Here is a 25369-nt window from a genome sequence, read left to right as displayed (position 1 = left end):
TGCTTACTTGCTAGCGCTATTACCACTGGCAACAGAAATTTTGTACTCTGGACTGATTTGGTCAGCAGCAGCAGCTACCTTTGTAATCACATTTGAGGGTAAAGGAACATATCCTAATGCACTAGCTTGCTTCTGTCCATCAGTTAAAGCGTATTCGATCGCAGCTTCAATCGCCTTGGCTTTTGCTGCATTGGGATATTTCTTGTAAGCCAAAATCCAGGTGTAAGTGACGATAGGATAGGAATCAGCCCCGTCGGGATCGGAAATGAAGGAGCGGAGATTTGCCGGTAGAGCTACTGATTCGAGAGTTTTAGAAGCTGACTCTTCACTAGCTACAACAAACTTACCGCCTTTATTTTCCAAAGCAGCAAACTTGAGACTATTTTGTTTGGCATAGCCATACTCGACATAACCAATGGAACCTTGAGTTTGTTGGATTTGGGCAGTAACACCCTCGTTACCTTTAGCACCTACTCCCTTAGGCCAGTTGACGGTTTTGCCTTCACCAACTTTATTCTTCCACTCAGGGCTGATAGCGCTGAGGTGTTTTGTGAACACACCCGTAGTTCCGCTACCATCTGAACGATAAACAACTGTGATTGACTCTTTTGGAAGCTTTGCACCTGGGTTAGCCTTGGCAATTTGGGCATCATCCCAAGACGTGATTTTGCCTAGTAGAATATCGGCGTAAACGGCTCGTGGGAGCTTGAGTTCTGGAACATCAGGCAAGTTGTAAGCTAACACGATGCTACCAGCAGTCACAGGTAGTAAAATAACACCTCTATCTGCTGGTACTTTTTGGATTTCTTCATCCTTCATTGCGACATCGCTGGCACCAAAGTCTACAGTGCCTTTGATAAATTGTTCAACTCCAGAACCGCTACCAACTGATGCATAGTCAACTTGCAGATTGGGATATTTTTTGTTTAAATCTGTGAACCAGGTATCGTACAGTGGTGCCGGAAAAGACGCACCAGCCCCGCTTAACTTTACGGTTCCGCCAAGGTCTAATTTAGCTGGGCTAGAAGCAGTAGTATCTGTAGCAGTGCCAGAAGGCGTATCTTTGGTGGCTGTACCATCTGGTGTTTGCTGTCCGCCACAAGCTGCTAGGCTGATTGTCAGTGCTAACACTGAAATTGAACCTGTGAGGCGATGAGTTTTTATTGCACTAAGACGTGAGAGCATCGCTATCAATTTTTTAGTAACTTTTCAGGTGAGCGTTTCTAAGATACTCCTAAAGGACAGCAATAAAGATTAACAATAGGTTAATAGAACAAAAAATGCTTGTTTTTTTTTGATGAAGAACAAACCCTTATTTTTAGTTTTGCTTGATAATTTTTATACTCTTACTTAACTTCCAAGTTATATCTAGCACTGGATTAAGTAGCTCATACGCATTTACAAAACTTTATTATTAGAGTAAATTCTTTGGCTCAGTTGTGAAAAAATTTTAGTATGGAATAGCGCTTTTGCTTTGTATCCAATACACTTCTACCTCTCCTAAAAGGATAAAGGCTATGAATCTTATTTCACTTCCTTGGGAAGTGGCTGTTCTTGTTAGGTCTGTATTAGACTCAACTGATAAGCACTATAAATATTAAGCACTTTGTAGCTCAATTTAGGCAATTATCTGAAAAAATAGTATAAATACCAAGCTCAATAATGTAGATTTTACTGTATTTTCGGTCAAATACCAGAATTCAGAACAGGCCTCAGTTAATAAAATTAGACAATAGACATTTAAGCTGAAATTCGTAGAACTGAAAAATTACATACCAAAAAGGCAAAAGAAAATATGCTAGTTCTTAAGATGTCAGCACAAATTTCATTTCAATATTAATGAATATACTAGTTGCTGTTGATTTTCCCATTTTCCCTTTTGCTTTTCCTTGGTTGCCTGATAAATGTTTGCTGCTTCCAATCAATTACTATGGTCTATGATTGGCTTACTCCTGACAATGGGTGGTACCTTCTTAGAAGTTTATGGCATCACCTTTCCTTGGACTTGGAGTCAGCACGGAATTCAGACTTTTTCTTTAGGTGTCACTTTTCAAATTGGCGCAGTATTGTTGGTGGGTTGTTTAGGAGGCAAAAATGCGGGTGCGCTCTCGCAAATTGCCTATTTAGTCATGGGGTTAACCTTATTACCAGTATTTGCCGATGGTGGCGGTATTGGTTATGTCAAGCTGTCTCAGTTTGGCTATCTACTAGGTTTTATTCCTGGAGCTTGGATTTGTGGCTTAGTTGCTTTTAAAGCCAGACCTCGACTAGAAACTCTTGCCTTTAGTTGTGTCTGTGGCTTATTAACTCTCCACCTATGCGGTATTACTTATTTAATTATTAGCTATTTTTTTCAGTGGAAAGGCACAGAAAATCTAACCTTGATACAAGCAATCCTTAGATATTCCTGGTTTGCACTACCAGGTCAACTAACCGTGGTCTGTGCAGTTAGTGTAATAGCATATATATTGCGTCACTTAATGTTTTATTAGTTCATTGCCTTTCGTCCTTTGTCATTTGTCAAAAGCTCATGACCAATGACCAATGACTAATGACCAACGACCAACGACCAATGACTAATTCGCCATGCATTTAAAAAATCGTCTTTTCTGGATCGCTGCTTTCATTGCTTTTTTCTTAGACCAAATAACAAAGTACTGGGTAGTACAAAGCTTTAGCTTGGGACAGACACTACCACTCTTACCAGGTATCTTTCACTTTACGTATGTCACTAATACTGGTGCGGCTTTTAGTCTGTTGAGTGGGAAAGTAGAGTGGTTGCGCTGGCTATCTTTAGGAGTGAGTTTAGTGTTGATAGCATTGGCGTTAATTGGTCCAACATTAAATTTGTGGGATCAGTTAGGCTATGGCTTGATTTTAGGTGGAGCTATGGGCAACGGTATCGATCGTTTTGTTTTAGGCTACGTCGTTGATTTTCTTGATTTTCGCCTGATTAACTTTGCTGTATTTAATGTGGCAGATTCATTTATTAGTATCGGTATTGTTTTCCTGTTAATTGCTTCCTTCCAAAAAACACCGACTTCAACTGGCAGATCCCATTAAACTATTAAGCCTGGGATGATTAATCCCAGGCTATTGACTTAGTGAAACCCTTGCTCAGTCTTATATGCGAAGACTTTACTTATAAGGTTTTTATCAATTTTTATTTGTCACTTAACACCAGTTATCCAAACTGATGCAAGAGATCGCGAAAGATGCACCGACGATCGCTGATGGCAAACCATTATTTAGATTATGCCCTAGCTTTAAATTTAGTTACCTGTGGTAGGAGTTTTTGGTGAACTAGAGCCAGGAGTACTGGGAGAGCTACCGGGTTCGAGGCTGCTGCCAGGAGTGCCAGGAGTGCCAGGTTGTTCTGGTGTAGTTGAGCTACCTGGTTCGGTAGTGCTGCCAGGAGTAGTAGGTGCGCTTTCAGGAGTGGTTGGGCTTCCTGATGGTGGAGTTAAGTTGCTAGGTGCGCCTTCAGGAGTGGTTGAGCTTCCTGGTGGAGTTAAGTTGCTAGGTGCGCCTTCAGGAGTGGTTGAGCTTCCTGGTGGAGTTAAGTTGCTAGGTGCGCCTTCAGGAGTGGTTGGAGTAACGCTTCCTGGTGGTGGAGTTAAGTTGCTAGGTGCGCCAGGTGCCGATGGGGTTGTGCTTCCTGGTGCTGGAGTGGTTTCGGGAGTACCAGATCCAGAAGGAGTGCTTCCTGGTGCAGTTGTGCTGTCAGGAGTGGTGGTGCTATCAGGCGTTGTTGTTTCTGCTGGTGTTGTTTCTGCTGGTACTGTGGTACTACCAGGAGCGCTAGGGGTGAGTGCTGTGCCGCCGGGACAACGTGAATTAAGTGGAAAATTCTCGCACAGAATTTTCTTACCTTCTGGTGACAGCTTGATTTCCGCTGGTGCACTAGTGGAGTCGGTACTAGATTGGGCTATGGGGGATTTACTGGATTCGGCTACAGCAATATTAGTGGTAAGTGCCAAAGATAAAGCTGTACCAATCAAGCTCAGAGATTTTCCCATCATTCTGAAATTAACCTCAACAGAACACTCGCCCCATTAAAGCAGATAACCAAGATTTAGAAAATCCTCCTAAATGAAGATATTTAGGTTTGTTTCAGAATATGTGGATATGTAAAATTGGTAAAAATTAAATCAGTTATTTATTGACAACTAGTGTTTAAAAAGACAAAAGTAAAAAGTATATCTGTAGTTCTTGAACTATTGATACTAGCTTATATAAACTTTTGAAAATAATATACAAAAATATTTGTCTATAAAAAAAGTGATTAAAGTTACAACCTTATTTTAGCTTTAACATAAATTAAAGTATAAATTAGCTCAAAAAGTTACGTATAGCTAATTTATGCTTTGGCTTATGAGTAAAATGATGAAAGACTAACATCTAAAATTGATTGTAATTCGCCTGATTCTTCATTAAAAACTGTGATGTGAATAGCCGATGAGTTCTCCCCAACCCCCTCACAAGCCACAAACGTTACTAGGTCAACTGACTCAAGCAGTACATACGATTCAAGCTAGGGTCGATTTTTCAAAATTGGCGCTCAAGCCTAATGCCAAAGTACCAGAACTTTGGGTGCAGGATGCGGGGGCGGATAAAGCAGAAGTATATCCACTGTTGGGCGATCGCTATATTCTCGGTCGTAGCTCGAAATCCAGCGATATCGTTATCCGTAACCCTGTTGTCAGCCAAATTCACCTCTCATTATCGCGGAATTCTAGTCAGCGCACACCAGTTTTCACGATCAAAGACGAAAACTCCACCAATGGCATTTATCGTGGCAAACGTCGTGTTAGTTCTCTAGAACTGCGTCACGGCGATATTCTGACTCTGGGACCCCCAGAACTAGCCGCTTCTGTACGGTTGCAATATGTCGATCCACCAGAATGGTATGTCAAAGCTGCAAGTTGGACAGCTTATGGAGTTGGTGGTGTCAGTGCGCTGTTAACGTTAGTGATTGGCGTCGAATGGTTGAAATTTTCAGTCAAACCTCTACCGACAGCGACACGCGCCCCAGTAGTTGTTTACGCCCGTGATGGAGCCACTCCTCTAAGAGAACCTCGGACAATCTCTCATGTAGACATGAAGCGATTAGAGGAATTTGGCCCTTATTTGCCTGCTGCGGTAGTGGCTTCAGAAGATAGTCGTTATTACTGGCACTTTGGGGTCGATCCTCTGGGGATTTTACGAGCTGTGTTGATTAATAGCCGCACCGGAGATGTGCAACAAGGAGCCAGCACTGTCACCCAGCAAGTTGCCCGCAGTTTGTTCCGCGAGTATGTAGGCAGACAGGATACCCTTGGCCGGAAATTGCGGGAGGCAGTTGTCGCCCTAAAACTCGAAACATTTTACAGCAAAGATGATATTTTGCTGATGTACTTAAATCGGGTTTTTTTGGGAGGAGATACCTCTGGCTTTGAGGATGCAGCCCGATATTACTTTGAAAAGTCGGCTAAAGAATTAACTTTGGCAGAAGCAGCAACATTGGTAGGAATTTTACCAGCACCCAACGCCTTCGATTTTTGTGGGGATGGGCCAAATAAGCTAGAAGCAGCTGAATACCGAAATCGCGTAATTAAGCGGTTGCTGGAGATGGGCAAAATTAAAGCAGAGGATGCGAACCGAGCTAGACGCTCCACTGTCCAAATTAGTCCTAAAGTCTGCGAACAGCAAGCTAAAACGATCGCACCTTATTTTTACAGTTACGTCTTCTCTGAACTCGAATCAATCTTGGGAGAGGGAGCAGCAAGAGAAGGAAACTATATTATTGAAACCAAGCTCGATCCAGCGATACAGAGACAAGCAGAAGCAGCATTGAATAATTCAGTGAACAACTCTGGTAGAAATTTTAATTTTTCTCAAGGAGCAGTAGTCACTCTTGACTCTAGTACAGGCAGTATATTGGCAATGGTAGGCGGGACTGATTACAAAAAAAGTCAGTTCAATCGTGCTGTTCAAGCCAAAAGACAACCAGGTTCCACCTTCAAAATCTTTGCTTACACCGCCGCGATTCAACAGGGAATTTCACCATCCAACAGTTATTCCTGCGCGCCTTTAACTTGGCAAGGCTTTACTTATAAACCCTGTCGTGCAGGTGCTGACACTAGTTTAGATATTGCCACCGGACTGGCGCTTTCAGAAAATCCCATCGCCTTGCGAGTTGCCAGACAAGTTGGGCTGGATAAAGTTGTGGCAATGGCGCAGCGTTTGGGAATAAAATCAAACCTAGATCCAGTTCCCGGCTTGGTACTGGGTCAAAGTGTAGTTAATGTTTTGGAAATGACTGGTGCTTTTGGCGCTATTGGCAATCGCGGTGTGTCGAATCCTCCCCATGCCATCAGCCGAATTTTAGACAGTGGTGATTGCAGCGATCGCAATGATATCAAAACCTGTCGTGTAATCTACTCCTTCGACCAAGATCCAGGTGCCAACAAACGAGTGTTGACAACTAATGTCGCCGATGAAATGACTGGTTTGATGCGCGGTGTAATCGCCAGAGGTACTGGTCGTAGTGCTGCCATTGGACTAGGGGAAGCTGGTAAAACAGGCACGACTGATAAAAACGTTGACTTGTGGTTTATTGGTTTTATCCCCAGTCAGCGACTTGTAACTGGCGTTTGGCTGGGAAACGACAATAATTCCCCGACATCTGGTAGCAGCGCTCAAGCAGCTCAATTATGGGGAAATTATATGCGGAGAATTACAAGGTAATTGGGCATTGGGCATTGGGCATGCCCCATACCCAATTACTGATATCCCTTCCAAGGAGTGACTTCAAGCTTGCCGTTAGGCTTGAATATCACTTGAAAGTGGGCTAGAGGTTCTTTGTCATTGGGAGGAGCTACATTAGAACCATAGATGTCGTTAAACATCTTAGGAAGAGGTGTTTCTCGGAAATAATCAAATGCGACTTGATTAAGTGGTTCATAGTCAGCAATTACACCATCTTTGTTGACTGCTACTCGATATTTTAAATCTCGCGTAAAGGTGGGGGTGCCACTCCAGGTTTGACGAACTGTATTATAAAGCTTTTGATTTAAACCTTTAGTGATATTAGAGTCAGTAATTTTAGCACCGACTACCTCTGGTGTCTTAGCATATCCTCGCCAAGGGCTAACTTGCAGCACACCATTTGTAGTAAACACTATTCGGAATTGGGCGATTGGTTCATTAGAAATGGGAGCGCGGTTAGCAGGATTATAAAGTAGGTTAGGCAGAGGAGTTTGCCCGACTTCTTGATTGGCCTCTTTATTCACCGCTTTATAACCAACGATCGCTCCATCCGCAGCTACACCTAAACGATAGATTAAATCCTGTTGCAATCCTGAACGCTTAGTCCAAGCTGGATGAACTTGGTTATACACTTGACGATTCAATGCACGCAGCTGGGATGGATCGGTAATTTCTGGAACTGTATTTAAAAGTGCTTCTAAATCTTTAACTACTGGCTTTTGATCGGCTGTGGGTGGTGTCGTCGGTGTTGCAGCTGCGATGGGTGTTGCAGCTGCTGATGCTGGAGGATTAAGGTTGTTTGTTGTAGAGCTAGATTGTTCATCTGGTTTAGGCTGTGGTGGACGAATTTGGGGAGGTGGAATCAAGTTAAATGCGATCGCTGCTACTGCTAAACTTGATACTCCTATAGCCGCAGGAACAGCCTGCCTAATTACAGCCTGACTGGCACCGCCATAGCGTCTAGTAACTGGTTGTAGTTCTAGAGATAATTCTGGTAAAGTCTGAGTATCAGCAAAAAACTGATCTACTGCTTCTACTAAATCAAACAACTGTACCGTATTCAAATCTATTTCAATCGGCGGACGTTTAGAATTATTAGAGCGATCGAACCCCTCTGGAGCATTCTCTGAATATATGATTAACCTGTGGCGGTTGCCGTCAATTTTTTGAAACTCTACTAGCTCCGATTCCTGGTTGTGTGCTTGCGGATTGGGTACAGTACTCAGAAATTCTTGAGCATAACCACTAACAGCCCTCACCAAACTTTCAAAAAATTCTCGCCCTCCCGTTAAAGGTTGATTGTAACCAGATAAATAGCATTCTGCATTTACCAATATTGATAATTCTGGGCGCATTTCCTGAAACTGTGCAGCCCTAGTGACATCACTTAACCCTTCTAAAAGAAGAGTACAATTAGGTAGACTGTACTTACGTTGAATATTCATTCTACTTCACCGTCAAAAAGACTAATCCAGAACCGCTGCATTCCAGCAGTACCAGTACAAAATAGTAATTGTCCTAACAAATTTATTGCTAGCGCATCTAATTTTTCATCAGAAGTTAATGCGAGTACACCAGAACGTCGAGCATTCATCCGGCTTTTAAAATGCGCTCTAAACCGCTCTAAATAATTAGATAGCCGCAAATTCTGTTCTAATGGAATCTGTTTTTCTTCCATTTGTTGACATATCATTAATAACTGACGGATGACAACAGTTAAACGCCGTGCTATGTAGCAAGCAATGACCACCAAAGCTTTTGCTTCCATAATAGTTAAGGGACGGCGTATGTGCGCTCTTCGTAGCGGGTTAGAGCTACGCATCCGCCATAAATTCACCCTGTCTTTAACAATTCCTTTAAGATCCAACTCTTGAGCAAAAGCCAGGATTGCTTCCGAACCACCAAGTTCTAAAGCTTCAATTGCCAGTAAAATCAGGTCAATTTGCAGCCTGGTTCTCCGAGGACACGTTTTGGAAGCGATCGCAGGATCTGGTAAAGTGTCCAGAATCATCGGCAGTGAGTCTTGGGTTGGACTGTTGAACGGCGTTAAACTTGCTGAAACATTCATTCTATAAATACCTTGTGCGGTTCCAACAGACTAGATAAAACAAATTTAAGATCGGTAGCCAAGACTTAAGCCTTAGACTTGTGGCAGTAGCATGACTACCTGATATATACATTACCTAACTCTTTCTACTCAAAGTTTTCCCTATATTGAAATCAAAATTTTAAAACATAACTAAATTCACCTCATTTCTTAGTGAAATACCTTTTATAGCTTGGTTTAGATTCTAATTATCGTCAATGAAGAGCGAAGCTTCAGCCTTTATCCCCACTTGACCCCCAGCGTATGACATTATAGTGTACGATTTTTCAGGTATCTGAAATTGGGCATTGGGCATTGGGCAAAACAGTGTTGAGTGCTAAGTGCTGTTAGCGATAGCGGGGCGTTTAGCTCGTGCTGAGTGCTGAGTTAAAAGTTAAGAGTTATTCTCCCCTCCCCCCCACTCAGCACTCGAAACTCGGAACTCAGTATTCTTGAGGGGCATTGAACATTGGGCATTTGTCAATAATCAATAGTTCTTCTTCCCCTGCTTCCCTTGCTCCCTCACTTCCCCACTCTCCATGCCCTATGCCCCATGCCCCATGCCCCATTCCCTAATCCCTATTTTATGGATTTAAAGTCTCTCGTTCGTAACATTCCAGATTTCCCGAAACCCGGAATTTTATTTCGGGATATTACTACGTTACTGCGCGACCCAGAGGGACTGCGCTATACTATTGACTTTTTAGCACAAAAATGCAATGAAGCTGAAATAACAGCTGATTATGTCATTGGTATGGAGTCGAGAGGATTCATTTTTGGTTCGCCTCTAGCTTATAAATTAGGAGCTGGTTTTATTCCCATCCGCAAAAAAGGGAAGTTACCAGCAGCCGTTCACTCAATTGAATATCAACTAGAGTATGGTACAGATTGCCTAGAAGTGCATCAAGACGCTTTACACCAAGGTAGCCGAGTTTTGATTGTCGACGACTTGATTGCCACAGGTGGAACAGCGAGTGCCACAGCTAAATTGGTGCAGAAAATTGGCTGCGAACTAGTAGGATTTGGGTTTATTATCGAGCTACGGGATTTACAAGGACGTACACATTTACCGGACGTGCCGATTATCTCTTTAATTGAATATTAGTCATTGGTCATTAGTCATTAGTCATTGGTCAATAGCAAAACAACTGGCAAAGGACAAATGACAAAGGACGAATGACAAAGGACAAATGACAAAGGACAAAATATAAATGACATCTACGAAAATTTCCTTGGAGACAGGTCGGGATTGGCTAATCAGGCTAGTCACGAGCGAAACTTTTGTTTATGTGGCAAAGCGACTATTGCAGGCACTGCTAACTTTGTTGTTGGCGTCAGCGTTGTCGTTTTTCATCATTCAACTCGCACCCGGTGATTATGTAGATACGCTACGGCAAAATCCGAAAATATCTCCAGAAAGAATTGAGGAAATCAAACGGCAGTTTGGCTTGGATAAGTCTTGGCCTGAGCAATTTGGGCTGTGGCTATGGCGAATCTTGACCAAAGGGGATTTTGGCACGAGTTTTATTTATCAACGTTCAGTGGCATCGCTGTTGTGGGAACGAGTACCAGCGACTTTGCTATTAGCGATCGCATCTTTAATTGTCACATGGGCGATCGCCATCCCTTTAGGGATCTTTGCCGCTGTCAAACAAAATAGGCCAGCAGACCGGATTTTACAAGTGATTAGTTACGCAGGACAAGGCTTTCCTAGTTTCATCACTGCTTTAGCGCTGCTGGTTTTAGCCCAAATCACCTCACCATTTTTTCCAGTGGGTAGCATGACTAGCATCAATCACTCAGAACTGTCGTGGTTTGGCAGAATCTTAGATATCGGTTGGCACATGATTTTACCCACCATCGCACTCTCAATTACTAGTTTTGCGGGTTTGCAACGCATCACTCGCGGCGAATTATTAGATGTCCTGCGTCAAGATTACATCCAAACGGCTCGTGCCAAAGGTTTACCAGAAAACCGCGTCATCTATGTTCATGCACTGCGCAACGCTATAAATCCCTTAATTACTTTATTAGGTTTTGAATTAGCTGGTTTATTAAATGGTGCCTTCATCGCCGAATTTTTCTTCAACTGGCCTGGTTTAGGGAGATTGGCTTTACAGGCTTTACAAGCTCAAGATTTATATTTATTAATGGCAAGCTTGGTTATGGGCGCAGTATTGCTGATTGTTGGCAATTTAATCGCCGACTTGATGCTCAAAGCAGCCGATCCACGCATTCGCCTAGAAAATCTTAATTAGCAGCAATTCTAAAATTCAAAAAATCAAAACTTATTGGGCGTTTTCCAGAGTTCTGTCAACTATAAAACAACAAAAAGATAGCCAGAGTGCGGATGTTGTTGAAGAAAGTGTTGCTTATTCCTCATCCTAGAATTTGGCTACTCTCAGTTTCAAGCTATTTCTGTACGCTGCAAAAAATTGTGAATTGCTGTTTCACTAATTATTTTACTAAGATTTAGACTTAGGTTTTTGCACTCGTGTATTTAAAAGTTTTTTCTAAGCGGGCGGCGGGAATCGAACCCGCATTAATAGCTTGGAAGGCTATAGTTTTACCACTAAACTACGCCCGCAAATTTCCAACTTTATAAGTTTAACACAGTTTTTGTAAAAATTCAAGCATTTAGTTGGAATTTGCGGGTTGCATTTTGATCCTGACATACAAATTGCTCAATTCTGGTTTTGTGCCATCGTTATTGTGGGCAGCAAGAAAGTTTTCTGTTTTGAAAACTTCCCTCAAGACTTGCTCGTATGTACTTTTTTCACTTTGCAGTTTTGCTGGTTCTATTTCTAGAACTACAGCCTGTTGAAAGTTGCCATTCTGATCGATTATCAAGCTAGCCAAAAGTTGTGCTGGTTCAAGTTCCGAATTGGGGACAAGAAAACTTGGGTCTAATTGTTTTGTGTTGCTTCCCCTGTATAAAGCGATAACATCGGGTAAAGCATCTTGTCGGAATCCTTTTGATTGTATCAAGCTAATCACTTGATCTCTAGATAAGGGAGCTACTATTGCTACCGATGCTCCTCCAGTCGAAGTTGCTGGAGTTTCTCTAGTCGAAGGCGCTGGAGTTTCTCTAGTCGAAGGCGCTGGAGTTTCTCCAGTCGAAGGCGCTGGAGTTTCTCCAGTCGAAGGCGCTGGAGTTTCTCTATTTTCAGGTTCTAAAACTGGTCGATTTGATGGAATACCTGTTGGTAGTTGTGTTCCCTTTCCCAGTTTAATTTCTTGACGACGCTTCCAGGGTAAGTTACCGATTGGAACTGTAGGTGTCGGCGTGGCTTTAGCTATAGGTGTCGGTGTGGCTTTAGGTGTCGGTGTCGGTGTGGCTTTAGCTATAGGTTTCGGCGTGGCTTTAGGTGTAGGTTTCGGTGTGGCTTTAGCTATAGGTTTCGGTGTTGGCGTGGGGACTATCTGCTGTCTAGAAGGTTCGCTATTAGGTTGAGAGGCGTAAATTCGGCTCTTTCTCTGGAGATTTTCAGAAGCATTTATTGCGCCAATATCTTCATTTCTAGGCGTAGTTCGTGCTGTTTGTGATGAACGTGCTGGTACAGACTTTTGACTAGAGGATAGTGGCTTTGACGAAACTATTTTGGCTGTTGATTTTGATTTAATTGTTGATGTTGTTTTAGGAGCAATGTCTATCAATTCAACGGGAACAGCAGATTGATTTTGCTGGGGAAACCACAGACTAAATGCATTAGATGAGCGCATCAGCCAGAACACCAGCAAGTGCAGAGAGACTGAACTAACAACGACAAAAATCCACAAACCTGGTGGATCGGTGTGTCGTCTCCAGACCTTGGCTGGAATTGGAGTTTTGTCTGCAACCGATGGTGTCATATTATATAAACTGGATATGATTATGCACTTTTACTCATTGGTAATGCTTTAAAATACCAGTCTAAATTTTAGCGATTAACCATTACCTCTGGTGAAACAGCAAAAGTCAAAACTGTTTCATCTACTCCTTTAAGTTCTAGCGGACTCCCTTTAGTAATTTCTCCTTCCTGCAAATAATCTGCTACGGCAGCAGAAACTAGAATCGTACCGGGAACAGCGGCAGCTTGCAACCTTGCGGCAATATTGACACTTGGGCCAATAGCAGTATAATCGGCGCGTTCAGCGCTACCAAACATTCCCACAACAGCAGTACCTTGGTGAATACCACACCGGAACTGTACACTAGTAAGTTTGTCGCTATCGAATACACCTTGCTCTCGCCAGCGCTGGTTCAAGTCAGCCAGTGAGTGGTGCATTGCTCTTGCTGTATTAATGGCACGACGCACTTGTTCGTTAGGGGTTAGTTCTTCCGGCGCTCCATATAAAGCTAAGATAGCATCTCCCATAAATTTATCTACAGTGCCGCCATTGCTAAATACAACTTTGGTCATTGCTTCTAAATATTCATTTAGCAGCTCTGCAACTCGTCGGGATCTGAGAGTATTTGCTAGCTGTGTAAAACCCACAATGTCGCTAAACAAAACTGTAATTAAGCGTGGTTCTGGGCGCAAATCTAACGTTAAGTCTCCGGTTGCGGCTTTTTGCACCAATACAGCAGGCAAAAAGCGCTTTAGCACCGATTCTGTTAGATAAGTATTTAACTCGACAATTCGCCGTTCATTTTCTTTCAACGCTAAAAGATTGCGAACTTCCGCCAAAAGTTCCCGATCGTTGAATGGTTTTGCTAAATAAGCGTCCGCGCCATGTTCTGTACCTTCGATGCGGGTTTCTTCATCTACTTTCGCTGTCAGCAGAATGATTGGTGTTCCTTTCAACGTCTCCTCATTGCGGATCATCTGAATCATCTCAAGTCCGCTCACCAACGGCATCATTAAGTCAGTCACAATCAAGCTGGGTAGAATTTCCTTCGCTCTACTGTGCCCTTCATGACCGTTACGAGCTGTCTGTACATGATAGCCATTACGGCGGAAAATTTCAGATACATAGGTTCGCAAATCGGGGTTGTCATCTACAACTAAAATTGAGTGCTGAGTCTTATGTGCTGAATCTTGAGTATCAACACTGGGGGACAGGTTTATTGTAATATCTTCAATATTGTCTGTTGTTGACTCTACTAGTTCTAAATCAGCTAATTCTACGCTAGCGCGGTTTGTATTCAGTTCAGTAGGCGTTTCTAGTACTTGCTGTGCATGTAAATGAGCATTTCCAGTCACCAGCCATAAACTAAAAGTAGTACCTTCACCATAAACTGATTCCACAGTGACTTGACCACCATGTAATTCTACTAATTCTTTAACTAAAGCTAAACCCAAACCACTGCCTTCATAGGAGCGGTTTGCTGAACCTTCAGCTTGGCGAAAGCGCTCAAATAGGTGGGGAATTTGTTCTTTAACAATACCAATTCCAGTATCTTGCACTTGTAATATGCAGCGATCGCGCTCAGATTTTAGTCTGACACTGATGGTGCCACCTTCAGGAGTAAACTTCATGGCATTTGACAAGAGGTTATAAACCACCTTGTCAAATTTTTCCATGTCCAAGTACACCGTCGAACACTCATCTAACTGAGTAACGAGATGCAGTCTCTTTTTCTCACAATAAGGACGAAAAGATTCAACTATTTGGCTGACAAATTCGACTAGATCGCAGGGATGGAAGCTAGGCTGCATTCTCCCCGCATTCAGGCGTTGTAAATCCAGGAGTTGATTTACCAGTCGCAGCAGGCGGCGGGAGTTACGCAGGGCGATCGCACTTTGGGAGTAAGATAATCCCTCACCAGCCGCCACCGCCGACTCTAAAGGCCCTTGAATCAAGGTGATGGGTGTACGAAACTCATGGGAAATATTTTGGAAAAATTCAGTTTTTTGTTTGTCTAATTCTAGTAAGCGTTCAGCTTGTTGGCGAGTTTTTTGATACAAGTGTGACTGCTGCACAGCGATCGCGGCTTGCGCTGCCACTGCTTTCGCCAAATCGATATCAGATGGCAACCACTGGCGTACTTTTTTACCTTCATGCAAAGTAATACTACCGATACATTTACCATCAGCCAATAATGGCACAAACATTAGCGATCGCGCTGGCATTTTTAAAGGTAAATCAAAACCCCGCACATCTGAGGGAGAATGGCTTACATTACCAATTACCACAGGTTCATGTGTCTGTAGCATTTGTTGGAGGATGGGATTTTCCTGAATCGATGCTTGAGAATAGGGTAATCTCTGGTTTGATAAGTGATGATTGCTACTTGAATTATTATCTGGGGCTGGCGCTCTTAAATTTTCTAGATGTTGAAAACTGTCATACAAACCCACACACTCAACAAACTCATCTTCCTCTGTCCACAAAGACAAGACGCACCCATCAACTTGTAAAGCTTGTCCCAATTGTTGGGTAATAGCCGCAAAAATATCTTGAGGATCTAAGCTAGAGCGAATCGCGCTAGTAATTGTATTAATCAAGCTCTCTCGCTTGGCAAGGGCACGTACTTGTTCGTAAGCATAAGCTTGAGACAAAGCCAAGGCTGCCTGATCCGCTACCATCAACACTAACTGCACCTCATCCTCACCCCAGAAGCGAGGAACAGAACACTGGTGCAGTGCTAGCACTGCCATCAGTTCTTGTTGGCAGATCAATGGCACAACTAAACTAGAACAAATGTTAGCAGCAGCAAAAGCTTGCCCCCGTTCGCGCAGTTCGGGAGTGTTACCGTGAATGCGCTCATCATCGATCGCATCGTGAATCACCTGGACTTCGCGGGTTTCCCATACCGTCTGAGCCAAAAGAGGCAGAGGAGTTGCAGAGGATATAGCGGGCAGAGGGGAAAGACTTACTGCCACTTCCCCTTTGCTCTCCTGTACCTCTGTCTCTTCAGAAAGAGGCTTCTGATAAATAAACCCTTTATCCGCCAACTGCTCATCTTGGAAGGGACGTAGCAGACAAACATCCACTTCCAACATGTCACCCACTGTATCTACAATTGCTTGCAAAATTTGTCTGTAGTCTAAAGCACTGCGAATCGTATTGGTAACAGTATTCAGCAGCGATTCTTGACGGAGTGTGCGGGTAAGTTCGCGGGTTCTAGCTTTGAGGACATTGTGGGTATCCAAAGCTTGGCGTACCACTGCTTTGAGTTCCTCCGCTTCCCACGGTTTCGTGACATACTTAAATACCTTACCAGCGTTGATTGCTTCCACCAAGTCTTCGACATCGGTGTAGCCAGTTAAAATTATCCGAATAATATCTGGATATTGAGTTGCTGTTAGGCTCAAAAATTCTGTACCGCTCATCATTGGCATCCGCTGATCGGAGATGATCACCGCGATCTCTCCCTCTTGAGCCAGCAGATCGAGGGCCGCAGGGCCAGAGGTTGCCCTTAGCACCTTATAATCACGATAAAAAGTGCGGTAAAGCAAGTCAAGGTTGTCTGGTTCATCATCGACAACCAAAATTTTAGGCTTACTGTTTGCTTGGGATTTCATGCACCGCTTTCCTGCTGCAACGGCAGTCGGATAAAGAATAATCTGATCAGGTAAGGATTTTTCTGAGTCAGGTAAGAGCAGAGCATTTCGACCAATAGGGCTGTTTGGCTACATGACTGCTGAGTGTATGAGCGTTTACTCACAGTAATTCGTCTCAATTGCTTGTGCCGATTACCGTTTGCGTTGGTGCAGGGTAATTGCTTTCATTGTCAGTTTTAGTGTTATAGAGTCGACGCTTGCTTGCCAAATCTTTTTTCACCTCCTGTGAGCAATGTCTGATAATACATACAGCGCTCATAGCCAGCAGAAAAATCCAGATAAAGCTGCATATTAAGTTTTCCCTCCACAGTTGTTGTAATAACACTTGCAGGTAAATTTTATTTATGGTAGTCATGGTAGAGCCAGCAAAATTAAAACAATAAGATTTAAAGCCAAAGTATACTATTAGACAAATACCTCTTTCTAATTTAGCAATCAGAACTATCATTAAGACAAGTGGTAAGTGGTTGAGGAGTTAGAGATTAGGGATTAGGAAACCTTACAGATTCTTGTCACAGTAACTGTACAGCTTACTTCTAGGACTTAGTAGCAAAGTAGTATCAGTGTGCGGTAACTGCAAAAAACAAGTTCAGTACTGTAACCAAGGGTAGTTTGAAACCAGAGTTTGCCAATAGTGTACTTACTTAACAATTTTGGAGATGCTGCTTACAGATAAGTTATGCTATTCCTCTGCCCACTCGCTGAAAGCTCTATCACTTTAGAGATGTTTTTGTGGTAATCAGTTTGATATTCTGTCTACCTAAAAGAAGGTATGCAATGAATATACTGGGTTTAAATAGATTTATGAAGTTGTAACTCCTAAGAGGATGTTTGAAAAGTCGTAAAGTATACTATAAACCCCACTTCCATTCCTCTTTGCTTCGGGGAGAGGCTTTGAAACCCCCATTCCCTCGTAGGGAAGGCAGGGTGGTTTCATACAAGCAGAGAAAAACTAAAACTGTGTTTCAAAGCCTTTGCCCTCGTGGGGGAAAGGAATGGAAGTGAGGGAAAAACCTGGACACAAAACAAGAAATCAAGACTTATGTATTTTTCTTTTTTCGTATGAAACCACCCTGCCATTCCCTCGTAAGTGTTGGGGGCTAGGGGGGTTAGGTTTCCGAGGCTTTGATGTTATGAAAAATACTTGTTCATTCATCCTCTAATACTCTTTCAAAAATGCAGGTTATAAAACTCCAAACTAAAGTGTAAAATTTGTTTAATCTACATTGGTTCAGTTAAATCTCCTGGGCAACTCTATAAGTTCTGATTTAGTTTAAATCTTGTTTTAGGATATTTGAGAAAATTTTTGTTGAATAAAATCAATACTAAACTAGCCTTGAAATATCGGTTTTTTCACCCATACCACCAACAGCCAATCGATCCAGCTTGCTACCAATTCCAAATTCGTACAGCTACACCTGCTGATTTGATTGGTGTTGCCCAAATTATTACTGAAAGCTTTCACTCCCACAATGGTATATGGGGATGGGCTTTTCCGTTGCTACGTCTGGGTATTTACGAAGACTTAAGGCATCGGATGGCATCACCTGCGCCCCGTCATCTTTGCTTAGTTGCTCTTGAAGCTACTACTGGTGAGGCTACTAACTTAGTAGGAAGTGTGGAAATGGGTGTACGCTACAGTAGTGATTCATGGAGCGAGGTTGGTGTAGGTTTTCCTTACTTATCTAATTTAGCGGTTCACCCAAAATACCGTAGACATGGTGTGGCTTCAGGATTACTTACTAGCTGTGAAAAAGTCTCTCGCGAGTGGGGATTTCAAGACTTATATCTCCATGTTTTAGAAAATAACCATCAAGCACGACAGCTTTATTTCAAGCTGGGATATCGAGTGCATAAAGTCGAATCTAATTGGAATACATTTCTTCTAAGACGCTCAAGCCAGATGTTATTGCACAAGCGCCTGAGTCCTGATTCCATTCTCTGAGTTTTATTTTGGCAATTGTCAAGTTTTGTATTCCATTCCAATTAATTCAATAAAATCTGTAACTCATAGCGGTAATCAAACACAAACTAAGCTAAACCACGTCTACCTTTAGAACCATAATTATTTTGACTCCGAGAAAGCTCAAAACTCAAGCCAGGACTAGATAATATACTCTTTTTAATAACTCTAGGTTTTAAAATGAACGGGGTTTAATTAGAAATTTAGCTAATATTATCTAAATATCCAGATAAATCCGCTTTGATTTCCAGAATTTACTTGATTTAGCAAGCAAGAGCTAACGAGAAAGAAGGCTCTTTGAGTTATACTAAGTTTTTTCACGCAATCAAATAGGAGTCTTAATAAATCAAAACTTAAACGTGTTTGTTAATTTACGAAGCGAGTAAAAAGCTTTTGATAATTTTTTATCAGAAGAATATTTGATTTTAACTTTTTACGAAAAATGCCCTCGTCGCTATAAACAAATTATCTTTTTGGTAAATATTTTTAATATTAAAAAATGTTAAATTCCCTTTTGACATTTATGCTTAACAAATTTTTGAAAGCATTCGATATAGATGAAAATGGACTATAATGGGAACATAACGCAAAATCACGTTGAAAGAAATCTTACTTCCTCATAATAACTTTGTAATTCATATATTCATCTTTATAAAAACTTTAAGAAAACATTAGTAGAGTTTACAGACAAATCTAGTTATATCTCATAAAATATAATCACTCAATTACTGAAACAACGCCTATATATTGTTATTTTTAGTTAGATTGACCAGAAAGGTCTTGATAATAAAAGAATTCAAAAACTTGATTTGATATAACAGCTAGTTCCGTTTTGAAGTGCATACTACAACAACATTCATTAAAAGTTTAAAAAACATGGATAGCGAACAGCATCGACGCTATCAGACCTCTATGGTATCAACTTATTACCCTGAAACTACTTTCCTTGACTCTGTTGTCATGTCAGACGGAACTGAGCAATCGCAAGGCTCGGATATCCTTACACGTTTGCACAGTGGAGAAGTTTTCATCGTCAATAGTCGTAGGCGAAATGGATTAATACTCTTTAAACGCTACCATGCAGAGTTTGCTGGGCCTGGGGCTGCTGTGGGTGGGGATTACGATTGTGATTGCCAAAGGGCACTGCCCATAGGTAATCTTTCTTTATTAACTCCTGAATCTAATGAAGAACGCCAGAAGGCTTACTTGATTAGGCGACAGTGGATTCGATTGATCAAACAAATTACAGAAAATCCACTGCCTGGGCAGCGAGTGCAGAAGATTCTCGATCAATTTGAACAATACTTTCCACCAGAAATAGTGGCTCTTTTGCCGGATGTTGCTTTTGCTCTTTTAGTAGGTGTGCTGCCACAAACAGTGGGAGTAGTACGCCGTTTGGGCAGTGAGTTAAATAGCAGGTTTAATTACTGAGTAAATTGCTAAGATGATAAATTTGCCAAAGCAGTTTTTACTCGATTAACGGTGCGGGCGTTTTCTTCTATCGTTCCGACAGTAATTCGTAATCCTCCGCTAATGTGCCGTACAAGAGTGCCGAGTGTTTTAAGTTTCTGGTGGAAAGTTTTTAAAGCAGCTTCTTGTGAATTAAAGCCATTTGGTTTAAGACGCAGGTAAATAAAGTTCGCAGCACTTGGAGTAATTTGTAGTTCCGGTTGCTGGGATAAAATTTCGATGAGTTTAGCTCGTTCACTCAGGATCTGGGAAATTGATTCCAGCAAGAGTGTACGATTTTGTAAACCAACTAAGGCAGCTGCTATGGAAAAACTGGGGAGATTGTAGGGTAAGCGAACTTTTTCTAAAATGGCGATCGCTTCGGGATGGGCAACGCAATAACCAATACGGAGAGATGCCAATCGGAAAGCTTTAGAAAAAGTGCGTAATATCACCCAATTAGGATGCTGTACTAATTCACCTACTAAGGTAGTTTGGCTGAATTCAAAGTAAGCTTCATCAATTACTACTAAAATATGCTGTGGCAAGCTTCTTAACCACGCTAACTCAGCCTCAGTTAAGCTATTAGCAGTCGGCGAATTGGGATGGACTACGAAAACTACGCGAATCGGAGGATTTTGAGTTTGTTCGATCGCAGACTGTGCGGCGCTTATGTCAATTTCAAAATTTGTTTCATTTCTTCCTACCGCCACCACAGGAATGCCCAAAGTTTGCGCCAAAATCCCGTACATTGAGAAAGTGGGATTGGCGACAAGAATTGACCCTTCTCCTCCTAGACAGGTGGCGATTAATAAAGAGCGGATTAGTTCATCTGAACCATTACCAACAGAAATATTGGCAGCAGTAAAGAAGAATGATGAGAGGTCGGCTGACTGATTAACGTACTGTGCGATCGCATCTTTAAGTGTTTCATGCCCGCCATCAGGATAACGATTTGTTTCAATTACTTGCTGATAAGTCCACGCTAGCTTCTCTTTTAACTCAGGAGGTAAATCGTAGGGGCTTTCATTTGTATCTAACCGATCAAACTGTGTGGTGACAGAATCGGCTGTATCGCTGCTAGGATGAGGTTTATAGGCACTGAATTGGGCTAAATCTGACCGGATGAAGGGAAGCATAGTTTTAGTCATTAGTCATTGGTCATTAGTCATTGGTCATTGGTAACTAAGAAAGGACAAATGACTAAAGACATTATTTATGTGTGAGTCTAATATTTTACAACTTCAAGGTAATTGGCAAAAGAGGCGAATTGCCTGCCAAATTTCTTCTATAACATTACCCAAGGCGTGGTCACTGTCGAGTTCAACTAACTCTACCCAAGGACGCGAGCGCGCAAAGTCCCGACTAGCTTCGATCGGGATGACTTCATCCTTTTTTCCGTGCAAAATTAGCGTGGAAATAGGGCGTTGTAAAAACTTTTCTTGGTATTGGGCAGCATCTGTAACGAAATCGTAACTTAAGGAAAGCGATCGCTGCTCCCCATAGTGATAGACCATGATATATTTTTCTTGCTGCCAACGCTGTACTTCTTCATCTCCTAGCTTGGGCAACCAATGTGATAAAAACCCAAAAGCTGGTGCTAGCAAAACTAAGCGTTGCACTTGTAAATTTTGTTGTCCCAAGTGGGCAGCAGTCAAACCACCCAAACTTGAGCCAATAAGCGTTACTGGTGTAGAATCATTGCTGAATTCTGTGGCAACTTGAGCCAGCTGACGAGTAATTGTTAATTGGGAAAAATCGCCAGCATTGAGATCGGGAATTTTCAGCCTTGTCTGAATTTGGGTAAAGCGATCGCCTATATCCCGTGCTTTGGCAGATTTAGGGCTAGAAGCAAATCCGTGAAGATATATGTAGTCCAAGACTGTTAATAGTTAGGAGTTAGGAGTGAGAAGTTATAAATTTTAAGTTTTAAGTTATGAGTTTATTTTTTCAACTCATAACCCATAACTCTTATTACCGCAATGTGACAAATTCCTCTGCGGATGAGGGATGGATACCCACAGTAGCATCAAAGTCTTTTTTAGTTGCGCCCATCTTGACTGCGATCGCCACACCTTGGATAATCTCAGCGGCACTTTCACCTACCATGTGAGCGCCTAGAACTTTGTCGGTGTTGCCATCAACCACCAACTTCATCATTGTCTTCTCTTGCTTACCAGTCAAACTGTGGTACATGGGGCGAAAGCGAGTGCGAAATATTTTGACGGTATCACCGAGTTTTTCCCGTGCTTCGGCTTCTGTCCAGCCGACTGTTGCGGCTTCTGGGGTAGAAAATATGGCTGTGGGCACAGTTTCGTGGCTGAATTCGCGGCGATTATCCCCAAATTCACTATCGGCAAAGGCGCGACCTTCACCAATGGCCACGGGAGTTAAATTGATTCGGTCAGTGACATCGCCAACAGCAAAAATATTCGGTTGACTAGTTTGACTATATTCATTGACTGCGATCGCACTTGTGGTTGGGTATCCAGGGCCTTCGATAGAACTAGCGACAATATCAACCCCAGCGTTTTCTAAACCTAATCCATCTACATTGGGGGTTCGACCGGTCGCTACTAAAAACACATCGGCAATTAGTGATTCTTGGTCATCCCCTGATAAAGTCAGTTTCAACCCTTCTGGGACACGTTCAATTGCTTTCACCACATTATTCTTAATCAAGCGAATTCCGTGGTTCGTCATACCCTCTTCAATTTCTATGCGGACATCTTCATCAAAACCATTTAAAATCTTTTCACCTCTGGTAATTTGTGTCACCTCAGAACCCAAACCGCGCATAATACAAGCAAATTCCGTGCCGATATAACCAGCACCAATAATAACGATGTGTTTTGGTTGTTCTTTTAAATGAAAGATTTCGTCGGAAGTAATGCCATGTTCCATCCCTGGTAAATCTGGCTTGACGGGACGCCCACCAACAGCAATTAAAATTTTGTCTGCTGTAACTTTACGTCCATCAACTTCTATGGTGTGAGGATCTACCAATGTGGCGCGACCAGAAAATAGTTCTACTCCGGCTTTTTCCAAGAAGCTTATGTGCAGTTGCGATAGTCGCCGAACTTCCTTATCTATAGATGTAATGAAATATTCCCAGTCAAACTCAGCATTACCTACTTTCCAGCCATAGCCTGAAGCGTCACTGAACAGTTCGGGAAAGTGAGAGCCATAGACCATGAGTTTTTTGGGAACGCAACCGCGAATCACACAAGTGCCACCAACTAAATCATATTCAGCGATCGCCACTTTTGCGCCGTAGCTAGCCGCTCGTTTGGAAGCCGCCAAACCTCCAGAACCCGCACCAATTACAAACAGGTCGTAATCAAAAGTCATAAGTTTATGTTCTCTTTAGCAACAAGTGAGTTCCTGGGAACTTACACACAGAACGTGATTGAACTATATAAGAATATCCGTTGAACGCTGTGTAAGTCCTGTCCTTGATTTAATCTAGCGTTAGCAGATGCTATCTGGTCGTAGGGAATATCACTTTTTGCTTTGGCGGCAGTAAAGGCAGTAGTTAACAGTTGTATAGTTCTTCCCCTAATCGAGTATAAGTTTGTGCTACTGCATTGGAGCAGCTAAGTTCCACAGGAATTAGGCAAAATTATGACAAAACGTACTGTCTTGGGCTTTTGCGTAGCATTTTTTACCCCCATTAGCAATTTTTATGTACTTGGAGAGTCAGTTGGAATTACGGGTGTTACGGGTGTTACGGGTGTTGGAGTTACAGGTGTTACGGGTGTTGGAGTGACGGGTGTTGGAGTGACGGGTGTTGGAGTGACGGGTGTTGGAGTGACGGGTGTTACAGGTGTTGGAGTGACGGGTGTTACAGGTGTTGGAGTTACGGGTGTTACGGGTGTTGGTGTTACAGGTGTTACAGGTGTTGGAGTGACGGGTGTTACGGGTGTTGGTGTTACAGGTGTTGGAGTGACGGGTGTTACGGGTATTACGGGTGTTGGTGTTACAGGTGTTACAGGTGTTGGAGTTACTGGTGTTACTGGTGTTACTGGTGTTGGAGTTACTGGTGTTGGATCTGTTGGAGTTACGGGTGTTGGATCTGTTGAGGTTACAGGTGTTGGAGTTACGGGTATTACGGGCGTTGGATCTGTTGGAGTTACGGGTGTTGGATCTGTTGAGGTTACAGGTGTTGGAGTTACGGGTATTACGGGCGTTGGATCTGTTGGAGTTACGGGTGTTGGATCTGTTGAGGTTACAGGTGTTGTCTTAGCTGGAGTGTCAGGTGTTGTCTTAGCTGGGGTGTCGGGTGTTGGATCTGTTGAGGTTACAGGTGTTGTCTTAGCTGGGGTGTCGGGTGTTGTCTTAGCTGGGGTGTCGGGTGTTGTCTTAGCTGAAGTGTCGGGTGTTGTCTTAGCTGGGGCGTCGGATGTTGTCTCAGTTGGGGTGTTGCGTGTAGGAGGTAGATTCATTTCAAATACTCCCTCGCCTTTTATAGGTGACTGTGCTTTTAAAGCCGCAGCAGTTTCGGCTTGAACACTGGTGATTGCAGGATCGCGTGTAGGCACAGGACTCTGCCTGTTCAAATCAAGTTCCCGAACCATCTGGCTCGTTTCATAAAAATTTCTGAGATCAAAATCATATAATCTCTGAAATTCGCCTTTAATTATAATCACCATTTGTCCTGCTTCCAACACCTGAGTTTGAGAAGCTTTCTTGTTAGAAACTTCAATGCCGCTATTTGTTAGCGCACCTACAATTGTGGTGTCTGTTTGTTGGTCGTAGCGTACAAATAATGCTGAACCACGAATTGCTGCTGCTGCATTTGGTGTTTGTATACGTGTTTGCCCCTTTCCTGGTGGGATGAGCAACAACACAGTCCCATTTGTCAGTTTAAAGTCACGAGTCTTCGGCAAAAATTGAAATAACGCCTGTTCTCCAACTCGTGCTAAAGAGCCATCATTAAAACGCAAATCTGCGAGAGAAGCTCGACCAGTTGACAACCCGTCTCCAGGGGTCATTGCATCTAATTTGCGTGCAGGACGTTTCTTCAATTTATCTTTGGGTATCAGTTGTACGATGTTGCGGAGGTTCTGAATCTCTGCTCGCGTTAGAGGAGTTGTAGCGTTTACCCGATTTGGTAGAGGCAGTACTATAAGTCCCCATAAACCAATCACCAATAATGGAAACGATTTATAAAACATAGTTTGACAATTTTTGACCTTCAACTAATATCATAAAAATTAAATTTTAAGCTAATGCTAATTGTTGTAAGAGTTTTTTAGGTAAATTAATTTAAATTTTAATTTCGATTTAATGCATAAAATAGATAATAAGTGAAATAAATGACTCAAATTTAATTTTTGAAAACACTCAGTACACATTTATTGCTTTTTTTCCTGTCTACTGTTCCTTCTCTAAGTAAGCAACTTCATGAATAAAATTGGATTACTGATTACTATATGTACTTAATATGCATTTAGTTGATTTAACTTTTCCTGCTGAAGATGAAATTGTATCCAATAAAGTCTATAGCATATTTAAAACTTAGTATTTGATATAAATAATTAAATCAGAAGTACCTTACATATAATCCTTTATAATCAGTTCAGTTAGAGGATCGTTAATTATGAGGGACAATAACTTTCTAAAAATTTA

At 42.2% G+C, this 25369-nt stretch carries 17 protein-coding genes and 1 tRNA gene; 8 read left to right on the top strand and 10 right to left on the bottom strand.

All coding sequences use genetic code 11. The features are described from left to right. Positions 1-3 precede the first annotated feature (3 nt). Complete coding sequence (gene pstS / locus RMY64_RS22260; RefSeq protein ID WP_322683958.1) at positions 4-1185, bottom strand: phosphate ABC transporter substrate-binding protein PstS; 1182 nt, start codon at positions 1183-1185, stop codon at positions 4-6. 719 nt (positions 1186-1904) lie between these two features. Between pstS and RMY64_RS22255 the strand changes: the two genes are divergently transcribed. From RMY64_RS22255 to RMY64_RS22240, 4 genes are all read left to right on the top strand, one after another. Further along, positions 1905-2492, top strand: coding sequence for a biotin transporter BioY (locus RMY64_RS22255; protein ID WP_322675294.1), 588 nt, complete (start codon positions 1905-1907; stop codon positions 2490-2492). 94 nt (positions 2493-2586) lie between these two features. Continuing rightward, positions 2587-3063, top strand: a complete 477-nt coding sequence (gene lspA / locus RMY64_RS22250) for a signal peptidase II (protein ID WP_322675295.1) — start codon at positions 2587-2589, stop codon at positions 3061-3063. A gap of 219 nt (positions 3064-3282) precedes the next feature. Further along, the gene (locus RMY64_RS22245) at positions 3283-4059 is read left to right on the top strand and encodes a hypothetical protein (protein ID WP_322701123.1); all 777 of its coding nucleotides are present in this window, start codon (positions 3283-3285) and stop codon (positions 4057-4059) included. Positions 4060-4458: 399 nt separating this feature from the next. Then, complete coding sequence (locus RMY64_RS22240; RefSeq protein WP_322701122.1) at positions 4459-6729, top strand: transglycosylase domain-containing protein; 2271 nt, start codon at positions 4459-4461, stop codon at positions 6727-6729. 35 nt (positions 6730-6764) lie between these two features. On the opposite strand, the gene RMY64_RS22235 is transcribed toward RMY64_RS22240, so the two are convergent. Together RMY64_RS22235 and RMY64_RS22230 are read right to left on the bottom strand one after the other, a co-directional pair. Next, the gene (locus RMY64_RS22235) at positions 6765-8195 is read right to left on the bottom strand and encodes a DUF4335 domain-containing protein (RefSeq protein WP_322701121.1); all 1431 of its coding nucleotides are present in this window, start codon (positions 8193-8195) and stop codon (positions 6765-6767) included. Continuing rightward, positions 8192-8818, bottom strand: coding sequence for a DUF3038 domain-containing protein (locus RMY64_RS22230; protein WP_322675299.1), 627 nt, complete (start codon positions 8816-8818; stop codon positions 8192-8194). Before RMY64_RS22230 ends, RMY64_RS22235 begins: the two co-directional genes overlap by 4 nt. A gap of 604 nt (positions 8819-9422) precedes the next feature. Here RMY64_RS22230 and RMY64_RS22225 point away from each other — a divergent pair. Both RMY64_RS22225 and RMY64_RS22220 read left to right on the top strand, forming a co-directional pair. Beyond that, positions 9423-9941, top strand: coding sequence for an adenine phosphoribosyltransferase (locus RMY64_RS22225; protein ID WP_322691342.1), 519 nt, complete (start codon positions 9423-9425; stop codon positions 9939-9941). Between the two features lie 106 nt (positions 9942-10047). Next, a complete protein-coding gene (locus RMY64_RS22220; RefSeq protein ID WP_322675301.1) occupies positions 10048-11094 on the top strand; it encodes an ABC transporter permease in 1047 nt (348 codons plus the stop codon). Between the two features lie 258 nt (positions 11095-11352). On the opposite strand, the gene RMY64_RS22215 is transcribed toward RMY64_RS22220, so the two are convergent. The 3 genes from RMY64_RS22215 to RMY64_RS22205 form a co-directional block, all read right to left on the bottom strand. Next, positions 11353-11423 (bottom strand) — tRNA-Gly (locus RMY64_RS22215). Positions 11424-11473: 50 nt separating this feature from the next. After that, entirely contained in the window at positions 11474-12688 is a 1215-nt protein-coding gene (locus RMY64_RS22210) for a hypothetical protein (RefSeq protein ID WP_322675302.1), read from the bottom strand. 68 nt (positions 12689-12756) lie between these two features. Beyond that, positions 12757-16287 (bottom strand): response regulator, encoded by a 3531-nt coding sequence (locus RMY64_RS22205; RefSeq protein WP_322701120.1) that lies wholly within the window; start codon positions 16285-16287, stop codon positions 12757-12759. A gap of 1345 nt (positions 16288-17632) precedes the next feature. On the opposite strand from RMY64_RS22205, the gene RMY64_RS22200 reads away from it, so the two are divergent. Both RMY64_RS22200 and RMY64_RS22195 read left to right on the top strand, forming a co-directional pair. Then, on the top strand, positions 17633-18271 hold the full coding sequence (locus tag RMY64_RS22200; protein WP_322701119.1) for a GNAT family N-acetyltransferase: 639 nt from the start codon (positions 17633-17635) through the stop codon (positions 18269-18271). 894 nt (positions 18272-19165) lie between these two features. Beyond that, positions 19166-19720: a hypothetical protein gene (locus tag RMY64_RS22195; RefSeq protein WP_322683964.1), complete on the top strand. Its 555-nt coding sequence runs from the start codon at positions 19166-19168 to the stop codon at positions 19718-19720. 8 nt (positions 19721-19728) lie between these two features. On the opposite strand, the gene RMY64_RS22190 is transcribed toward RMY64_RS22195, so the two are convergent. The 4 genes from RMY64_RS22190 to RMY64_RS22175 form a co-directional block, all read right to left on the bottom strand. Further along, entirely contained in the window at positions 19729-20877 is a 1149-nt protein-coding gene (locus RMY64_RS22190; protein WP_322701131.1) for a histidinol-phosphate transaminase, read from the bottom strand. Positions 20878-20982: 105 nt separating this feature from the next. Next, positions 20983-21618, bottom strand: coding sequence for a YqiA/YcfP family alpha/beta fold hydrolase (locus RMY64_RS22185; protein WP_322701118.1), 636 nt, complete (start codon positions 21616-21618; stop codon positions 20983-20985). A 94-nt stretch (positions 21619-21712) separates the two neighbouring features. Next, positions 21713-23089, bottom strand: coding sequence for a glutathione-disulfide reductase (gene gor / locus RMY64_RS22180; RefSeq protein ID WP_322701117.1), 1377 nt, complete (start codon positions 23087-23089; stop codon positions 21713-21715). A 332-nt stretch (positions 23090-23421) separates the two neighbouring features. Then, positions 23422-24915: a FecR domain-containing protein gene (locus RMY64_RS22175; RefSeq protein ID WP_322701116.1), complete on the bottom strand. Its 1494-nt coding sequence runs from the start codon at positions 24913-24915 to the stop codon at positions 23422-23424. Positions 24916-25369 lie beyond the last annotated feature (454 nt).

This window comes from Nostoc sp. DedQUE08 (assembly GCF_034530895.1).
GTDB lineage: Bacteria > Cyanobacteriota > Cyanobacteriia > Cyanobacteriales > Nostocaceae > Nostoc.
The sequence above is the reverse complement of the archived record's forward strand: the minus strand, read 5'-3'. Positions and strand labels throughout refer to the sequence as shown.